This window comes from Delftia sp. Lp-1, assembly GCF_020523835.1.
Taxonomy (GTDB): Bacteria; Pseudomonadota; Gammaproteobacteria; order Burkholderiales; family Burkholderiaceae_C; genus Comamonas; species Comamonas acidovorans.
Genome location: NZ_JAJALJ010000001.1, coordinates 2,707,425 through 2,722,490, shown reverse-complemented (window position 1 = coordinate 2,722,490; position 15,066 = coordinate 2,707,425). Strand labels below are relative to the sequence as shown.

Genomic DNA, 15,066 nt, shown 5'->3' with positions numbered 1-15,066 from the left:
GGCCAGGCCATGGGAACAAATCGCGAGCACCTGCTGCTGGGCGGCGCCGAAGAGGCCAAGCTGCTGCCCTGGGCGAGAGGCCGCGTGCGCGCTCTGCGGGCAGCAGGCTTTCGCCACATCACCCAGCGCTACGAGATCCTGGGCCTGCTGGTGCGTGTGACCATTGCCGAGGACGACGCCTGGATCGAGATCAAGGGCGGTAGCTGGGAGTACCTGACTTGGCCCACGAGCCTGGAGCACGGCATGGGCGTGGACAAGAACGAGGAGGGCGAGGAGATCTCACCGCTGTGCGCGCTGACGCTCAACGCCTCCGACAAGGGCCTGCGCCGCAAGGAGAACGTGGATCTGCTGGCTGGGCCGCACGACTGGATCAGCGACGACCACAAGGACGTGCTGACCTACGACCACGGCAACGGCTTCCGGTACGCGATTTCGGGTGCCCAGAATGCGACCAGCGGCGCCAAGGCGGAGATCTGCCGCAACGGCGCGCGGATCAAGGTGGCTCACGAGGTCAGCGGCTGCGCCATCTTCAAGGCCTCGCTGCCGCAGGGCGGCACGGCAAAGAGCATGGTGCATGCCTCCTATGAAGAGGGGGGTGGTGAGACATACGGTGACCAGCAGGTGGTGCTGTATCGCGTGGATCCCAAGGACCGGGACGATGCCGGCGTGTCGCACTCGGAAGAGTTCGCGCGCTGGGCCGTGCCCGCGGGCCCTGAGCTGACCATCACGCAGCCGATCTTCTTCGACGGCAAGGGACAGCGCTGCATCACGATGCTGGAGACCGTGACCCGGGAGCCAGTGGGCGGCGGCGTGGCCATCCGGTTGGGTGCTCCGCGCTATGCACTGCGCGGCATGCTCAGCCGCAACAGCGATGGCAGCCTGGGCGCTGAGTTCGAGCTGTCCCTGTTGGCGACCACCCCCGACCAGCCGCTGGAGCGCGTGAATGTGCAGCGGCACAACCCCTCAGATCAGAATTACTTCCGAGGGAGCACTGCAACCGATTTCAGCGAGAGCGAGAACTATCGCATCGACGAATTCACGACGTTTTCCAGCTTGAATGGCGGCGCGTCTGGCTACTCCCGAACAACGATGACGGAGCGTCAAGTGGAGATTCTCGGGCTGGATTTGGCGCCCGATGGGACGGAGTTGCTCGTAGAGCGCGTCCGATCTTCGGAGTCCATCAGCTACATAGGGGAAGTGGAACGGACTCAGTTCCAATACACGCACTACATCAACGACAAGGTGTCCCCTATCGTTGAGCATTTCACTGGGAGCGCCTCGTACAGCAATGCCTACAGCACCGGCGCAACAAGCCGCGTAACGCAGTCCATCACAGTGAATGGGAATGTGCTGCTTTCACTCGACCTGTCTGCGGATTCCACAGATTTGACCGAGACCCGGCAATGGTCCCATTCGTACAGCGAAGCGTTTCCCGTGCCTGATCCTCCACCAGTCACGGTCACGACGACGAGGACCGAGACCACCCGCCGCAGGACGCTCAGCATCCGTGACATTGATGCGCGGTGGGAGTCATTGGCTACCGTGGTGGGCGAGTACGACCAGCCGTTCAACGGAACGGAACTTCGACCGTATTCCGTCCGCCTGCATGCCCAGTGCCAGGGGCAGGAGTTCGATCGCGTGATCTTCGCCGGCCAGGTACTGCTGCCGCCCCTGGGCATGAGTCTGGACCAGATGCTCTATCGCAGCATCGCCGTGCGACGGTCCAAGGAGTTCGTGATCTGCTTCTCGCCGGCGGGCGCCGCGCACCAGCATCCGCCCATGTCGGCCCTCTATGACCGCCTGGCCGAGACGGGCACGCCGGACCGCAATCCGCTGCTGGCCATCTGGCGCAAGGACAAGACCATCACGCCGGGCCCCGACAAATTCACGCTGGGCGAGGAGGCCGGGTTTCGACTCGATCCCGTCCACCTTCTTTGAGCACCGCCATGGCCGAACTTGCCGGATACGCGTACTTCAGCCGCGCCGAGAGCTACTACCAGCCTCCGGGCAGTCCAGAGACCTGGCAGGCCCAGGTGCATGTCTACGAGGTCCTGGACAACGGATCGACGGTCTACCTGGGCGTGGCCCTGTACAAGGCCTCGGACCAGGATTCGCTGGGCCTGCGCTTTGGCTACCCGCCCGAGCCGGACATCAACAACCCGGCCTTTGAGGGGTACTACGACCTCGATCCACCGGCGCTGCGGCACATCAAGCTGCCGCCCGAGCGCGTGCGCGCCTATCGCTACAAGGGCAACGCCTCTGGCGCGACTCTGACAGCCAGCCCTGCGGAGTACGACCTAGGCACCATCACGGTGGACCCGGGCACCGAGTACATGGTGTGGGCGCACTGGGATGCGCCGGACGAATGGGGCTCGTTCCCATCGCCGGCCCGTGTGGCCTTCGTGCTGCCGCAGGCGCCCGGGCTCTGGCAAGACATGGTGCTCAGCGAGGACTGGCACCGTGTCGCGTTCGGCTCCGACTTCGCCGAGGAGATCCTGAACAAGATCGAACTGGTGTGCCCTTCGCCCGTGCTGGAGATGGTGGCCACGGTTGAGGGCTTGGCGCAGATCCAGTTGACTGCGCCGGCTGCCCGGGTGGAACTGCTGGGCGGGGCGCGCATCGAGCTCGTGGCGCCGGCCGCGCGCGTGGCGCTGACGGGATCGGACGCCTCCAACCGCATTGAGCTGGTGGCGCCTGCCGCCGTGGCAGCGCTGATGGGCGGCGCCCAGGTGCAGCTTGTCGCGCCGTCTCCCGTCATGAGCCTGCAGGCCACGGTCAGCGAGATCGCACGCATTGAGCTGGTGTGCCCGATGCCGCAGGTCCTGCTCGAAGCGACGGTGGAGGGCCTGGCGCAGATTGCGCTCGTGGCGCCTGCCGCGCGTGCCGAATTCGTGGGTGGCGCGCGCATCGAGCTCGTGGCACCGGCTGCCGTGGTGAGCCTGGAGGCTTCTACCGAGGGGTTGGCGCAGATCCATCTGGTGTGCCCGATGCCCGTGGTGCAGCTGGAGGCCTATGGCGAGGCCACGGCCAGCTTTGACCTGGTAGCGCCCGCGGCGATTGCCGGTGGCTGGGCTGAGATCGTGCTGGTGGCGCCGGCCGCGCGCGCCTTGCTGGTGGCCACGGCCGAGGTGCCGGTAGTGCACGAGGGGTATGCCATCAATCTGCGCACGCAGCTGGAGGCCGGGGGCAACGAGGTCACGCGCTACACGGCATTCCCGTTCACGCGCATCGTGCGCTGGCGCGGCCGCTACGTGGCCATGGCCGCCGATGGCCTGTACTTCCTGGGCGGCGCCACGGATGCCGGCCAGCCCATCGCCTGGCACCTGCACACCGGCACAACGGACTTCGGCTCGGCCCAGCGCAAGGCCTGGGTCAGCTGCTACGTCGGTGGCCGCATGCCGCCCTGCAGCCGCTTCGTGCTCGCCGTGGGCGAGAAGTGCCAGGAGCGCTATCCCTACGACACCCCGCGAGGCTCCAGCGCCCAGAACTACCGGCAAAAGTTCGGCAAGGGACTGGACGCGCGCTATTACGCACTGGAGCTTTCCGGCCGCGGCGCGCTGACCATTGACGACCTCGAGGCTGAGGTCGTGAACAAGACACGGAGGATCTGACCATGGCATCGGTAGAAGAAATCATTGACGACCAGCGCGGCTTTGCGGCCCAGGTGCTTTCGGACTCGCAGCAGGCGCTGCGCGACGTGAGCAACATGATCACGGGCATCGGCTACCTGCAGCCCGACCCGCAGCTGGAGCCCATCGACCAGCCGCTGGAGCCGCCGGTGTTGCAGCCCGTGCCCGAGTTTGCCGGCGTGGACTTCCAGCTGCCCCAGGCTCCAGGCGCTGCGCCGCAGTTCCAGGACATCGGCCCCATCGACATCAGCGGGCTGCCGGTCGCCACGGCGGTGGTGCCCACCATCACGATGCCTTCGTCGCCGGCCCCGCTGGCGGACTTCTCCATCTCCGCGCCCTCGATCAACACCAGTTACGAGTTCCCCGACCCGCCCGACCAGCTCATCAATCCCCTGGTCGCCGAGCCGCAGATCCAGGACCGGGCAGCGCCCGACAAGCCCACCATCGTGCTGCCGGTGTTCGATTCTGCTGCGCCCGTGTTCGATGCCGAAGCGCCCACGGATTTGGCAGCGCAGCTGGAGACCACCCAGCGCGGAGCCAGCGCCGCGATGATGTCGGTGCTGGACGGCCAGCTCGACGCCATGCTGGCCAGGTACTGCCCGCGCTACCACTCCAGCATGGAGACGATGGAGTTGCGCCTGTCCCAGCTAATGGCCGGCGGCTCCGGGTTCAGTGGCGATGTCGAGCGCGCGGTAATCGAGCGGGCCAAGGATCGCCATCTGGGCGAGTACCGGCGTGTGCGCGATGCGGCCTGGACCGACGCTGCAGACCGGGGCTACACCCTGCCGCCGGGCGCACTGTTGTCGGTGGCTGCAAAGGCGCGCCAGGCGGCCGCCGACAACCTGGCCCGGGCCAACATCGAATTGGTGGTGAAGCAGGCCGAGATGGAACAGGCCAACCTGCAGTTCGCCATCAGCACCTCGATGAACCTGCGCCAGTCCGTGCTCGCGGCCATGCTCAGCTATCACGGCAACTTGGTGCAGATCAACGGACAGGCGCTGGAGCACGCCAAGGCCGTCGTGGGCATGGCCGTGGAGGCCTACAACATCGCGGTCAAGGCCTTCGGCGCCAAGCTCGACGCCTGGCGTGCGCAGGTTGCGCTGTACGAAGTGCGGCTCAAGGGCGCGATGGCGGCCATCGACCTGTACAAGGCCGAGGTCGATGCGCTGCAGGCCTTGACCCAGGTGGACATGGCCAAGGTCAACGTCTACCGCGCCCGCATGGAGTCGCTGCAGTCCCTGGCGAACGTCTATCGTGCGCGCATCGATGCCATCGTCAGCCGCGCTGGGCTGGAGAAGCTCAAGCTGGAACTGTTCCAGGCCCAGGTGCAGACCCGCGCCACCGAGGTCCAGTCCAAGGCCACAGAATGGACCGGCTACCGCGCTGCGCTGGAAGGCCAGGAGCTGCAGGTGCGCGTGTACGACGCCCAGGTTCGGGCAGACGGCCAGGCCATTCAGACCTACCGCGCCGGCATCGACGCCAAGGTCGAGGTTGTGCGGGCCGCCGCGATCACCAATGACTCCCGGGCGCGCGTGCACGAGATGGCGCTGCGCGAGTACGGGCAGATCGTGGCCGCACGTGGCGAGCTGGCGCGCACGCAGCTCGAAGGCGACCGCCAGAAGCTCATGGCCTACCAGGCCCAGACCGCTGCGGCCGTCAGCTACGCGCAGATGGCAGCCACCTTCTACCGCTCCAAGGCGGATGTGAACGTGAGCTACGCCGATGCGCGCATGCGCGCCCAGACCGTGCAGCAGTCGAGCATGCAGAGCATGCAGGCCGCCATCACGCAACTTGCCGCCGCCAACGCCAACACGCACAGCCAGGTCGCGGGCCAGGCCATGGCCGGACTGAACTCCGTGGCGATCAAGAGCAGCGACGGCTGACCGCCCCCCGGCTAGGGTTCGCCTCCAGCGACCCTCCCGGGAACACTGCGGGGCATGACAACCCCGGCATGCCTCGACTACACCATCTACCAGGGCGCGACCTTCCGCGCACCCTTGGAGCGCGTGACCGTTCCGTATCCGGTGCGAGAGGAATGCGGCCAGCTGGTGAAGGCCTGCAGCGGCGAGCCAGTGCCCGATACCGACAAGGTGCCCGAGGACTACACCGGCTGCACGGCCCGCATGCAGCTGCGGCGCGAGATCGATGACCCGGAGGTGCTGCTGGAACTGAGCACGGCAAATGGCGGGATCGAGTTGGACGGCCCCTGGCTGCGCCTGCTGATGACGGCAGAGCAGACCGCCGCCTTTGTGTACGGGCCCATTGCGCCCGGCTGGACCTCTTGCATTGGCCAGATCGAAATCACGCGCCCCAGCGGTGACGTGGAGCGGCAGTACGAGCTGCACTTCGCCCTGTACCCGGAGAGCACCCGGTGACCACCGTCGTCTCTTCCGAACCCTCGGCCGCCGTCATCGAGCGGCAGACCTCTGTCGTGGTGACGCGCGAGGGCGGCAAGACCCATGTGGTTCAGCAGCCGGCGCCGCCCGCTGTCGTCGTGACGCGGGGCATCCCTGGCCCCCAGGGCCCCCAAGGCCCGCCCGGTGGCGGCGCTGGCGCGACCTACACCCACATCCAGAGCGTCCCGGCAGCCGTCTGGACCGTTGCCCACAACCTGGGGCGCTACCCCTCCATCACCGTCGTGGACAACCTCGGCGGCCAGCTCTACCCCGATGTCCGCTACGCGGACGCCGACATCGTCCAGATCACCCACAGCGTGCCGCTGACCGGCCGCGCCTATTGCAACTGAGGGCCCAGCCATGAAGATCACGAACAACCTCGACGCCTCGGGCAACCGGGTCATCAACCTGGCCGACGCGGTCAACCCGCAGGACGCTGTCACGAAGGCCCAGCTCGACGCGGCAGTGCAGGGCTACAAATGGAAGGAGCCGGCGCGTGCCGCCACCACGGCCAACATCACGCTGTCCGGCGCTCAGACCATTGACGGCGTGTCAATCGTGGCCGGCGACCGGGTGCTGGTGAAGAACCAGACCACGGGCTCTGCCAACGGCGTGTACTTGGCCGCCTCCGGCGCATGGACACGGGCCACGGACTTCGACGCCGCGAGCGAAGTACTGGGCGCCGCGGTCTTTGTCTCCGAGGGCACGACACAAGGCAACCAAGTCTGGCTGATGACCACGGACGCGCCGATCACCATCGGCACCACAGCCTTGGTGTTTGCTCAGGTCGGCGGCGGGGCCAGCTATACGGCGGGCAACGGCATCACGATCAGCGCCGGTGTCATCGCTGTTGATACCGGTGTGGTGGCGCGCAAGGCCTCGGCCACCGTGGGCGACGGCACGGCCACGACCATCACCGTGACTCACAGCCTCAACACCCAGGACGTGGTGGTCAGCGTGCGGGAGACCGCGACGAATGCCGGCGTGCTGTGCGACTGGGTCGCCAACGGGGTGAACACAGTGCAGCTGACTTTCGCTGTGGCGCCGACCACGGGCCAGTACCGGGCAACCATTACGGGCTGACCTTATGAAGCACGTCGGCCGACGCACAGAGGCCAAGGACATCGTTTCTCGGGAGCAACTGGTGTTCCGCGAGTTGCTCACCGCCGCGCGTACCTACTACGTCCGCACTGATGGCAACGATAGCAATACCGGGCTCAGCAATACAGCGGGCGGAGCGTTTGCCACGATCCAAAAGGCTATAGATACAGCGGCTGCCCTTGATGGGTCCATTTATCAAATTACCATCTCTATCGCTTCCGGAACTTATGCGGGCATCGTCCTCAAGAAATATGTTGGCAGTGTGCCAATTGCAATAACAGGTGATACGACCACGCCTGCAAATGTGACGATTACGACAACAGCGCCAGATTGCATATTAGGTGAGGATGTTGGCGCCTGGAAGTTGGGTGGCCTGAAGCTTCAGAACACCACTGGCGGTACAGGGCTGCACTTGCGGGGAGCCACTGTTGTTGCATTCAGCGGCACGATGGAGTTCGGCGCGTGCTCGTCCAGGCACATGTTCCTGATCGCCGGAGCAAGACTTTCCATTGAAGCGCCCTGGCGAATAACTGGCAGTTCGCCGTATCACATCTCGGCTTCTGTTTATTCATTCTTCCTAGTAACGAATCAGCCGTGCACCCTTGTAGGGTCACTTGAATTTTCTGCCTCTTTTTTGGAATGCCTCGGGTCAGAGATGCGCGTGTTTGGCGTCACATTCACCGGGTCTGCCACGGGCGCACGGTATTACGTTGCATTTAACGGGCTCATCCGCGTTTACGGGGCGGGCGCAAATTACCTGCCTGGGGATGCTGCAGGGTCAACAGACGGGACAGGCATCTACCTATGATTTACCAGCTCTCGCAAGACGCCGGGCACGTCTACCTCTGGACTGACGGTGTTCGCGCCACGATTCCTCTGGTCTCGGCGCCAGAGTTCCCTCCCAGCCCTGACGCGGCGGCCTACCGCGCTTGGCTCGCAGCCGGCGGCGTGCCGCTACCTGCCGAACTGCGGCCGGCAGCCCAGATCGCGGCGGGCCTGCGTTTGGCCCTGGCCGCTGAGTACCGGCGCCGCATCCAGGTGATCGCCGCAGGCTACCCGCTGAGCGAGCGGGAATCCTGGCCGGTACAGACGGAAGAGGCGAGGGCGTTGGAGGCCGACCCCGCAGCCGCAACGCCCTGGATCGATGCCGCAGCGCTGGCGCGCGGGCTGGACCGCCTGGTGCTGGCCGAGCGCATCCGGGCCAAGGATGACGCATACCGCCAAGTGCACGGCCTGCTGACGGGCACGCGCCAGCGCATCGAGGACCAGATCGACGCTGTGGCCGACGACGCCCTGGCGCTGTCGCAGATCGACGTCGCGGTCGGCTGGCCTGCGGCCCCCGTGTAGGGTTCGCCAGCGCGGCCCGGCCCCGGAATCATCGGGGCCATGAAGAAACACCTCGTATCCCTGCTCGCGCTGATGGGCATCCACCAGCACCTGAGCGCCGAGCAGCGGCAGGACCTGGCCAATGCCGCAGTCCATGCCACGCCAGGCGCTGCTGCCACTGGGGTGTTCAAGGTCTGGGGGCTGCCGCTCAGTGAATGGTTGGTGGTTGCCTCGCTGGCGTTCATCGTGCTGCAGGCCGGCTACCTGATCTGGAAGTGGCGCCAGGACTATCAGCGCGCCCAGCAGCGGCAGCGCCTCGCGCGCCTGGCTGTGCTGAAGCCTGAGCCTGAAACGGATTGGGGAGCGCCATGAGCAAAGTCCCTGCATTCCTGTCCAGCCGGCTCGCGGCCCTGGCCATCCTCGCCGGCCTGGGCGGCACGGGCGCATACGTGGCCCAGCAGACCAGCGACGAGGCCCTGCGCGACCAGTACGTGCAGACCGTGGCGGCAGATTCGAGCACCAGCAACGCGGTCAAGGTGGCCATGGTGTTGGGCCAGTTCTACGAATCCTCGGGCAAGCACATCGGTACGCCCTATATCGACAAGCTGGGGCGCGGGCAGCCTCTCACGGTCTGCAACGGCATCACCGGCGTGGGCGTGGTGGCCGGGCGCTGGTACAGCCCATCCGACTGCTACTACCTGGAGCGCGGGCGCTACCTGGCTGCCGAGCAGGATGCCCGTCGCCTGTTCACGCGCTGGGCCAGCTACGCCCCTTTCGTGCAGGGCCAGTTCATCGACTTCATCCACAACAAGGGTGCGGCCAACCTGAGCACCAGCACGCTGCTGCGCAAGGCCAATGCCGGCGACCTGGCCGGTGCCTGCCGCGAGAACCCGCGCTGGAACCGGGGAACTGTGGCCGGCCTGTCTACCGTGCTGCCCGGCCTGCAGCTGCGCGGCGATGCCAACGCCGAGATCTGTCTGGAATGGAGGGCTGCCTCATGAACACACTCGTTGACTCGCTCATAGACACGCTGCTCTTTTTCGCTCTTCCAGGTGTTGTTGGCGTTGGGCTGGGATTGGCGATTTGCTGGGCCTCAGGGTTGCTATGAGCCCGGCCCTCTTCACTCACCTCGCGGCAGCAGTCCTGGCCTCCGTGCTGGCGTGGCAGTTCCAGGGTGCGCGCCTGGGCGCCGAGTTGGCCGAGGCCAAGCTGGAAGCCACCACCCAGCAGCTGGCCACCAGCACGGCCCAGCGCGCGGCCGACGCCCGCGTGCGCAGCGCTGAGCAGGCCATGAACACGAAATACCAAGGAGCTCTCAATGCCGCCCGTGACCGCGAGGCGCTGCTGCGCCGTGATCTTGACCAGCTCCGCACTGTCTCTGACGGCCTGCGCGAGCAATCCGCAGATGCCGCCCGCCGACTTGCCAGCGCTCCCCCCGCTGCCGTCCTTGAGTACGCCACTGCCCTCGGAGTCGTATTTGAAGACTGCCGCGCAGCGTATGGGGGCATGGCAGCAAAGGCTGCAGGGCACGCAGCTGATGTCCAGACCCTTGGCGCCGCCTGGCCGCTGATGCCACCCTCAGACGCTGCACGAATGGACTAAGGCGTTGCTGTAAATTCAATCGACATACCAGCTCATCGGATAGCTTCTCGTTGTTCGCGAAAGTATTGCGCCATTGCTCTTTTGTATATCTGCCTGAGCGTACTGACCAAGTGTATTGGCAGCAAAGTTCGCAGATCGAGGAGGGCTTAGCACGGCTCCAAATTGTGCTCCTGCGGTATTGTCTATAAGCAGATCCACGTTCCCCAGGCAGACAATAGACTGTGTACTATCGTATTTCACAGAGACTTGCGCACATGGTGCATGCCAATGTTGCGCTCCTGCATCAAAAACCACTACCTTTATAGAGGCGCCATTAATGGCTGCAGTTCTAAGAGCTTGCAGGGAGCCAGCTGTTGTCGCGCCATTTGCATCATTGGAGTAGATTAGATTCCAAGCGTAAGAATTGCTTGCCAGAAAAGCAATGGCGGATATGCAGAGAGATCTTTTGATAAGCATTTTTTTCATGTGTGAAGGAAATGGAGTTGTAGACGGTGCTTTTGGCTTGGGCAGGGATTCGCTTGCACGCGGCCGGTGATTTATTGAACGTACCACCGCATGGCGTAGCGCGTTTGCGATGTGGAGATCAGGGCGCCTGTGCCAAGATTGATGTTGTTCTGGGTGAATTGGCCAGCGGTATTTGCCTTGAACTGCATGGACTGAGGAGGGCCTATCACCACACCAAATTGGGCGCCGGTCTCTCCATAGGTCCTAAGATCCATACTGCCAATGCAGACGACTTCCTGCGTAGCTCCCATGTGTATGGACACTGGAGCGCATGGGAGCTGGAAGTCTTGGTCCCCAGGCAGCACCGCCACCACCTTCACAGATGCGCCATTCGAGGCGGCGTTCCGAAGCCCTTGCAAAGAACCCGCTGTCGCTGCACCGTTCGTATCATGTGCGTATGCCAACGTCCATGCATGCGATGCGCCAGCACTGAGAGTAATGGCCATAGCGGCAATAGTTTTCTTGGGAATCATGGTTCTCGATGTGTAAAGTGAATTTTATTGTTGGCGTACTGCGGTATTTTTGAATATATCTTCGAGGTTCATAATTCTTCGAAGGATAAGATTTTCTTAATTAATCAACAAACCACTGCATTGAAATATTGCTTACGGTTCTGTTGACTATCGCGCCATTACTGTGATTGATATTGGTCTCAACAAACTGACCAGTTGTATTAACTGCGTAGTTTGTTGAGCTTGGAGGCAACCCGACAACTCCAAAATTAGAGCCTACTCGCACATCCATGCCAAGACTGGTATTGCTTAGGCAAACAACTGCTTGAGACGCATCGGCCTTTACGCCGTGCTGAGTGCAATAGAGAGTCCATGTCTGTACATTCGGAAATGTGAGTTGAACCTTCAAGCTGGAGCCATTATTTAGAGCAGTTCGCAGCGTCTGCAGCGACCCTGCCGTAGGCGTGCCGCTGGCATCGTGCGAGTAAACCAAATTCCAAGCATGCGATGTGCCGGCCGCGAGGGTCAGAGCTGCAAGCGCGAGTGTTTTCTTGATGACCATGATTGTTTCTATGTGTAAAGGAGGCCGCATTGTAGGCAGACAATGGTGCTCGATCAGTCCGCGGGGCACTGCTCCATATCCCAGTCCAGCGAATCGGTCGCCGTGTCGTGCGGCCCGTCAGCCGTCTTGAGTCCGCGCTCATCGGCCCAGAGCGCGCCGGTCCAGCGCCGTGCATCGGGGAACGGCAGGCGGCCATAGTGCACGAACGACGTATACCGGCCCGGCGCCGGGGACGTGCAGCCTCGGGTGGGGCTGCCAGCCATAGAGCTCAGCCAGCTCGCTGCTCCAACTGCACCGCACCAGTGCTGGCGCTAATGCACCGGCCATGAAAGGAAAGCAAGGGGGCGTGATGCTGGAACCCGGCTACTGGAATACCTGGCTACATGGCACAGCCGTCTAGGATGACACGCTTATCAAGCCGCCGCCGCTGGGAGCACTGCGGAGCGGGGCCGAGAAGCCTGAGGAAGAGGACCTGCTGCCTGCCGAGCAACTGTTCGCTCTAAGAGTTGAGGAATAAGCAGAATCAGAACCCGCTCCCCGCTGAATGCGGTGTAGGTTCTTGTGTAGCTTTTGGAGAATGTTCTGATAATCAGAGGGAGAAGGCTTCTTCAAGAATGATGATGTTCATTGCCTGTGAATCTGTCATAAGCCTTTGATTTATCTCCGGTTTGCCGCGTAAGATGTTGTCGGCAAACACTTTAATCTGTCGTTGCGCTCTGTCTTCGGCATCGTCGGCACTTGCCTGAACTGGGCTGCTTGAAGGTTCTATGAGACTCGCGCAGCCAAGGCCCTGAAGCCCGGCGAACACATTGTCGTTCAAGCTTGCGCCTACCTGAGGCTGGAGGCTTCGGTCAGTACCAAATCTTGGACCTGTCGTTACAGAAGCCTCGCAGATGCTAAGGCTCAAACCGGCGAAGTGCGGCCGTTGGCCCACCATGTCAGCCGCACAGGCTGCTTCCGAATGGCAAGCTGCATCTTGCTCCGCTCGCCCCGTGGCTTATCCAACGAACGCAGGCAGGCCAAGGTCGGCTCCGCGCAACCGTATCAGTGGCTTACACACTGGAACGTCTTGGCGACGACGATGTCGAGAAGGCTTTGTGGATGGCCGCCTGTTGGCAAATTCGGTGAAGACCGGGTTGGCGGCGGTCTGAAGAGGCTGCGTGGCATTAGGAGAATGCCTGAACATGTTCCCCTCTGGTGAGTGGCGCGAGGGAGTCATGATTTCTCTCGATATCTGGCAGTTCCGTGCCGGATTCTCATTGAGAAACTGGTTGCTGAATGGAGTGGGGTACTCGCGGTGTCCCAATTACCTTCGGCGGCTCCTGCATCAGGGGCGTATTTGAGCCGCATGCAGCATTGACACCCGTGATCGCGGCATTGGTCCGCATCCGTTTTTCGTCTTGGGAAATGGCGCGAATGCTGGAGACGAATTCCAGCTCCTTGCGCGCCTGCTTGCACTGAAGGGACGCGCCGAGCTGCTCGGGCGCAGGAGCAGTTGTCTGGCGGGCTTGCTGCTCTATGACACGCTGCTGGCTCTCGATCTGGCGCTGCTGCATTTCGTTCATCTGGCGCTGATACTTTTGTTCATTCGCCTGTGCTGCATCAGCCCGTTCACGGGAGATCTCATCGTCCGATTTTTTGCGCTGTATCAGGGCGCCAGTGTCAGTGCTGCTGCAAGGACTGTCTGAGAAAGTCGACTTTCCAGAAGCATCCTTGCATTGAAAGACCTGGGCTGCGACAGGCAATGCGAAAAGTGCTGTAAAGATTGCTGTGGTCAAGAGTCGCATATGCATATCGATGAATTGATGGGCCTGATCGGATCCGGATTACAGACGAAGAATAGTCCTTTGACCCGCATGCCCGGCAACTTTCGTCTTGGCTCGAATGGCCCGCTTCACTCGGCGTCCCGCAGGGCAGCGCGGCGGGCTGCTTCAGCGGTCTCCTGAGCCTCCTTCTCGGCGTGCCTGAAACGTTCTTGTGCTGTGGTCGATGTGCCGTCATGGCCGCCTGCGGCGCGCTCACCGATGTGAATGTTGGAAAGCCTTGCTGTGCCGTACAGCAAGGCCGCTGCAATGATCAGGAGCACGATGAATTTCATTGTTGCATTGTGCCGCTGGTCATTTGGAGGGTACGGCCAACGTCTGCAACGCAATCTCACACCTCTGCCGCTTGCCAGGTCCAGAGTAAAATCGCCCCCGCAGCCAGCACTCGCTGCACGATGGGAATGGAGCTTCCCGAAACCGCCCTGCGAAGGGCTGATGGCTCCTGCCTTGGTGGGATGGGTCCTGCCGGTGGCGGGGCCATGTCTTGATCTTGCCCGGCACGCCCGTCCCGGTTATTCGATGAAAGGACGGTCATGGGGTTCTACGGTTTCATTCTGGTGTTCGTTGGAGGCGGCCTGGGGTCTGCGCTCCGGCATGGCACGAACTTGCTCGCACTGCGGCTGGTGGGCGGTGCGTATCCACTGGGTACGTTGGCGATCAATGTGCTGGGTGCCTTCGTGATGGGGGTGGTGGTGGAGTGGTTTGCGCTCAAGACATCGCTGCCGCAGAGTGCGCGGCTGTTCATCACCACGGGCATTCTGGGTGGCTTCACCACGTTTTCGACGTACGCGCTGGAGGTCGGCATGCTGTATGAGCGTGGCGACTGGCTGGCCTCCGTGCTGTATGCGCTGGGCTCGCTGGTGCTGGGCGTGGCTGCGCTGTTTGCGGGGTTGGGGCTGGTGCGCATGGTGGCCCATTGAGACACCGTGATTGCGCTATGCTGTGCGCCATGGCCCGCCTGAACGCAACGCAGATTATTCGCACCATCCATCGGATGGTGGGTTAGCCAGCGGCCTTCAGCGCCATGCAACCCGCCCAGAGGAGGCGGGTTTTTTCATTCCGTCTCCGGGTTTTCTCAAGCCTTTCAGGAGATGGATATGCAGGTTTCCGAACAGTCCCGGCCCCGTTGCGCAGAATATGCCGATGCCCCTGCCGCCAACGCGCGGCTTGCCACGCTGCACATGGTCTGCGGCAAGATCGGCTCGGGCAAGTCAACGCTGGCGCGGCAATTGGCGGCCGGGCCCGGAACGGTGTTGGTCAGCGAGGATTCCTGGCTGGCCGGCCTGTACCCCGGCGAGATGCAGTCGGTGGCCGATTACGTGCGTTGCAGCACGCGGCTCAAGGGGTTGATGGGGGCGCATATACAGGCGCTGCTGGACGCTGGCGTGTCGGTGGTGCTGGATTTTCCGGCCAATACCCTTGAGGGGCGGGGCTGGGCGCGCAGCGTGTTCGAGAAAGTGGGCGCCTCGCACCGCCTGCATTTTCTGGATGTGCCTGACGAGGTCTGCAAGCAGCGCTTGCGTGTGCGCAATGCGGCGGGCGAGCATCCGTTTCAGGCCAGCGATGAGCAATTCGACCTGATCACGAGCTACTTTGTCGCGCCCTCCGACGAGGAGGGCTTCGACGTGGTGCATCACCCGTATGCGCCGGTCTGAAGTGCCGGCCTGGACA

The 15,066-nt window shown here is 63.1% G+C and carries 18 protein-coding genes and 1 riboswitch; of the genes, 13 read left to right on the top strand and 5 right to left on the bottom strand.

What is annotated here, in order from left to right:
• Positions 1–9: 9 nt before the first annotated feature.
• The 11 genes from LGR64_RS12170 (at position 10) to LGR64_RS12120 (ending at position 10,054) form a co-directional block, all read left to right on the top strand.
• Positions 10–1,938, top strand: a complete 1,929-nt coding sequence (locus LGR64_RS12170) for a hypothetical protein (RefSeq protein WP_230355552.1) — start codon at positions 10–12, stop codon at positions 1,936–1,938.
• A gap of 8 nt (positions 1,939–1,946) precedes the next feature.
• The gene (locus tag LGR64_RS12165; protein WP_230355550.1) at positions 1,947–3,611 is read left to right on the top strand and encodes a hypothetical protein; all 1,665 of its coding nucleotides are present in this window, start codon (positions 1,947–1,949) and stop codon (positions 3,609–3,611) included.
• A gap of 2 nt (positions 3,612–3,613) precedes the next feature.
• On the top strand, positions 3,614–5,512 hold the full coding sequence (locus tag LGR64_RS12160; protein ID WP_230355548.1) for a hypothetical protein: 1,899 nt from the start codon (positions 3,614–3,616) through the stop codon (positions 5,510–5,512).
• A gap of 54 nt (positions 5,513–5,566) precedes the next feature.
• Positions 5,567–6,004, top strand: a complete 438-nt coding sequence (locus LGR64_RS12155; protein ID WP_230355546.1) for a hypothetical protein — start codon at positions 5,567–5,569, stop codon at positions 6,002–6,004.
• Positions 6,001–6,375 (top strand): hypothetical protein, encoded by a 375-nt coding sequence (locus LGR64_RS12150; RefSeq protein WP_230355543.1) that lies wholly within the window; start codon positions 6,001–6,003, stop codon positions 6,373–6,375. Before LGR64_RS12155 ends, LGR64_RS12150 begins: the two co-directional genes overlap by 4 nt.
• Positions 6,376–6,385: 10 nt before the next feature.
• Positions 6,386–7,108 carry a head decoration protein gene (locus tag LGR64_RS12145; protein ID WP_230355541.1) on the top strand — a complete coding sequence of 241 codons (723 nt, stop codon included), beginning with the start codon at positions 6,386–6,388 and terminating at the stop codon, positions 7,106–7,108.
• A 4-nt stretch (positions 7,109–7,112) separates the two neighbouring features.
• Positions 7,113–7,934 (top strand): hypothetical protein, encoded by an 822-nt coding sequence (locus tag LGR64_RS12140; RefSeq protein WP_230355539.1) that lies wholly within the window; start codon positions 7,113–7,115, stop codon positions 7,932–7,934.
• Entirely contained in the window at positions 7,931–8,473 is a 543-nt protein-coding gene (locus LGR64_RS12135; RefSeq protein WP_230355537.1) for a hypothetical protein, read from the top strand. Before LGR64_RS12140 ends, LGR64_RS12135 begins: the two co-directional genes overlap by 4 nt.
• Before the next feature lie 39 nt (positions 8,474–8,512).
• A complete protein-coding gene (locus tag LGR64_RS12130) occupies positions 8,513–8,824 on the top strand; it encodes a hypothetical protein (RefSeq protein WP_230355535.1) in 312 nt (103 codons plus the stop codon).
• Positions 8,821–9,453, top strand: a complete 633-nt coding sequence (locus tag LGR64_RS12125) for a lysozyme (RefSeq protein ID WP_230355533.1) — start codon at positions 8,821–8,823, stop codon at positions 9,451–9,453. Before LGR64_RS12130 ends, LGR64_RS12125 begins: the two co-directional genes overlap by 4 nt.
• Before the next feature lie 103 nt (positions 9,454–9,556).
• The gene (locus tag LGR64_RS12120) at positions 9,557–10,054 is read left to right on the top strand and encodes a hypothetical protein (RefSeq protein WP_230355531.1); all 498 of its coding nucleotides are present in this window, start codon (positions 9,557–9,559) and stop codon (positions 10,052–10,054) included.
• Between the two features lie 15 nt (positions 10,055–10,069).
• Here the strand turns inward: LGR64_RS12120 and LGR64_RS12115 are convergent, their stop codons facing one another.
• From LGR64_RS12115 to LGR64_RS12095, 5 genes are all read right to left on the bottom strand, one after another.
• Positions 10,070–10,519: a hypothetical protein gene (locus tag LGR64_RS12115; protein ID WP_230355529.1), complete on the bottom strand. Its 450-nt coding sequence runs from the start codon at positions 10,517–10,519 to the stop codon at positions 10,070–10,072.
• A 612-nt stretch (positions 10,520–11,131) separates the two neighbouring features.
• Positions 11,132–11,572: a hypothetical protein gene (locus LGR64_RS12110; RefSeq protein WP_216293240.1), complete on the bottom strand. Its 441-nt coding sequence runs from the start codon at positions 11,570–11,572 to the stop codon at positions 11,132–11,134.
• Positions 11,573–12,161: 589 nt separating this feature from the next.
• Positions 12,162–12,392 carry a hypothetical protein gene (locus tag LGR64_RS12105; RefSeq protein WP_141832467.1) on the bottom strand — a complete coding sequence of 77 codons (231 nt, stop codon included), beginning with the start codon at positions 12,390–12,392 and terminating at the stop codon, positions 12,162–12,164.
• A gap of 436 nt (positions 12,393–12,828) precedes the next feature.
• The gene (locus tag LGR64_RS12100; protein WP_141832559.1) at positions 12,829–13,359 is read right to left on the bottom strand and encodes a DUF4124 domain-containing protein; all 531 of its coding nucleotides are present in this window, start codon (positions 13,357–13,359) and stop codon (positions 12,829–12,831) included.
• A gap of 107 nt (positions 13,360–13,466) precedes the next feature.
• The gene (locus LGR64_RS12095) at positions 13,467–13,670 is read right to left on the bottom strand and encodes a hypothetical protein (protein ID WP_141832464.1); all 204 of its coding nucleotides are present in this window, start codon (positions 13,668–13,670) and stop codon (positions 13,467–13,469) included.
• 113 nt (positions 13,671–13,783) lie between these two features.
• Positions 13,784–13,847, top strand: a riboswitch (Fluoride riboswitch).
• Positions 13,848–13,928: 81 nt separating this feature from the next.
• On the opposite strand from LGR64_RS12095, the gene crcB reads away from it, so the two are divergent.
• Positions 13,929–14,315 carry a fluoride efflux transporter CrcB gene (gene crcB, locus LGR64_RS12090; RefSeq protein WP_013802592.1) on the top strand — a complete coding sequence of 129 codons (387 nt, stop codon included), beginning with the start codon at positions 13,929–13,931 and terminating at the stop codon, positions 14,313–14,315.
• Positions 14,316–14,492: 177 nt separating this feature from the next.
• Positions 14,493–15,050, top strand: a complete 558-nt coding sequence (locus LGR64_RS12085) for an AAA family ATPase (protein ID WP_141832462.1) — start codon at positions 14,493–14,495, stop codon at positions 15,048–15,050.
• Positions 15,051–15,066 lie beyond the last annotated feature (16 nt).

Coding starts and splice junctions, on each gene's coding strand:
- crcB (WP_013802592.1), top strand. CDS start 13,929: ATGGGGTTCTACGGTTTCATTCTGGTGTTCGTTGGAGGCGGCCTGGGG.
- LGR64_RS12085 (WP_141832462.1), top strand. CDS start 14,493: ATGCAGGTTTCCGAACAGTCCCGGCCCCGTTGCGCAGAATATGCCGAT.
- LGR64_RS12120 (WP_230355531.1), top strand. CDS start 9,557: ATGAGCCCGGCCCTCTTCACTCACCTCGCGGCAGCAGTCCTGGCCTCC.
- LGR64_RS12125 (WP_230355533.1), top strand. CDS start 8,821: ATGAGCAAAGTCCCTGCATTCCTGTCCAGCCGGCTCGCGGCCCTGGCC.
- LGR64_RS12095 (WP_141832464.1), bottom strand. CDS start 13,670: ATGAAATTCATCGTGCTCCTGATCATTGCAGCGGCCTTGCTGTACGGC.
- LGR64_RS12115 (WP_230355529.1), bottom strand. CDS start 10,519: ATGAAAAAAATGCTTATCAAAAGATCTCTCTGCATATCCGCCATTGCT.
- LGR64_RS12140 (WP_230355539.1), top strand. CDS start 7,113: ATGAAGCACGTCGGCCGACGCACAGAGGCCAAGGACATCGTTTCTCGG.
- LGR64_RS12100 (WP_141832559.1), bottom strand. CDS start 13,359: ATGCGACTCTTGACCACAGCAATCTTTACAGCACTTTTCGCATTGCCT.
- LGR64_RS12145 (WP_230355541.1), top strand. CDS start 6,386: ATGAAGATCACGAACAACCTCGACGCCTCGGGCAACCGGGTCATCAAC.
- LGR64_RS12165 (WP_230355550.1), top strand. CDS start 1,947: ATGGCCGAACTTGCCGGATACGCGTACTTCAGCCGCGCCGAGAGCTAC.
- LGR64_RS12155 (WP_230355546.1), top strand. CDS start 5,567: ATGACAACCCCGGCATGCCTCGACTACACCATCTACCAGGGCGCGACC.
- LGR64_RS12135 (WP_230355537.1), top strand. CDS start 7,931: ATGATTTACCAGCTCTCGCAAGACGCCGGGCACGTCTACCTCTGGACT.
- LGR64_RS12110 (WP_216293240.1), bottom strand. CDS start 11,572: ATGGTCATCAAGAAAACACTCGCGCTTGCAGCTCTGACCCTCGCGGCC.
- LGR64_RS12170 (WP_230355552.1), top strand. CDS start 10: ATGGGAACAAATCGCGAGCACCTGCTGCTGGGCGGCGCCGAAGAGGCC.
- LGR64_RS12160 (WP_230355548.1), top strand. CDS start 3,614: ATGGCATCGGTAGAAGAAATCATTGACGACCAGCGCGGCTTTGCGGCC.
- LGR64_RS12130 (WP_230355535.1), top strand. CDS start 8,513: ATGAAGAAACACCTCGTATCCCTGCTCGCGCTGATGGGCATCCACCAG.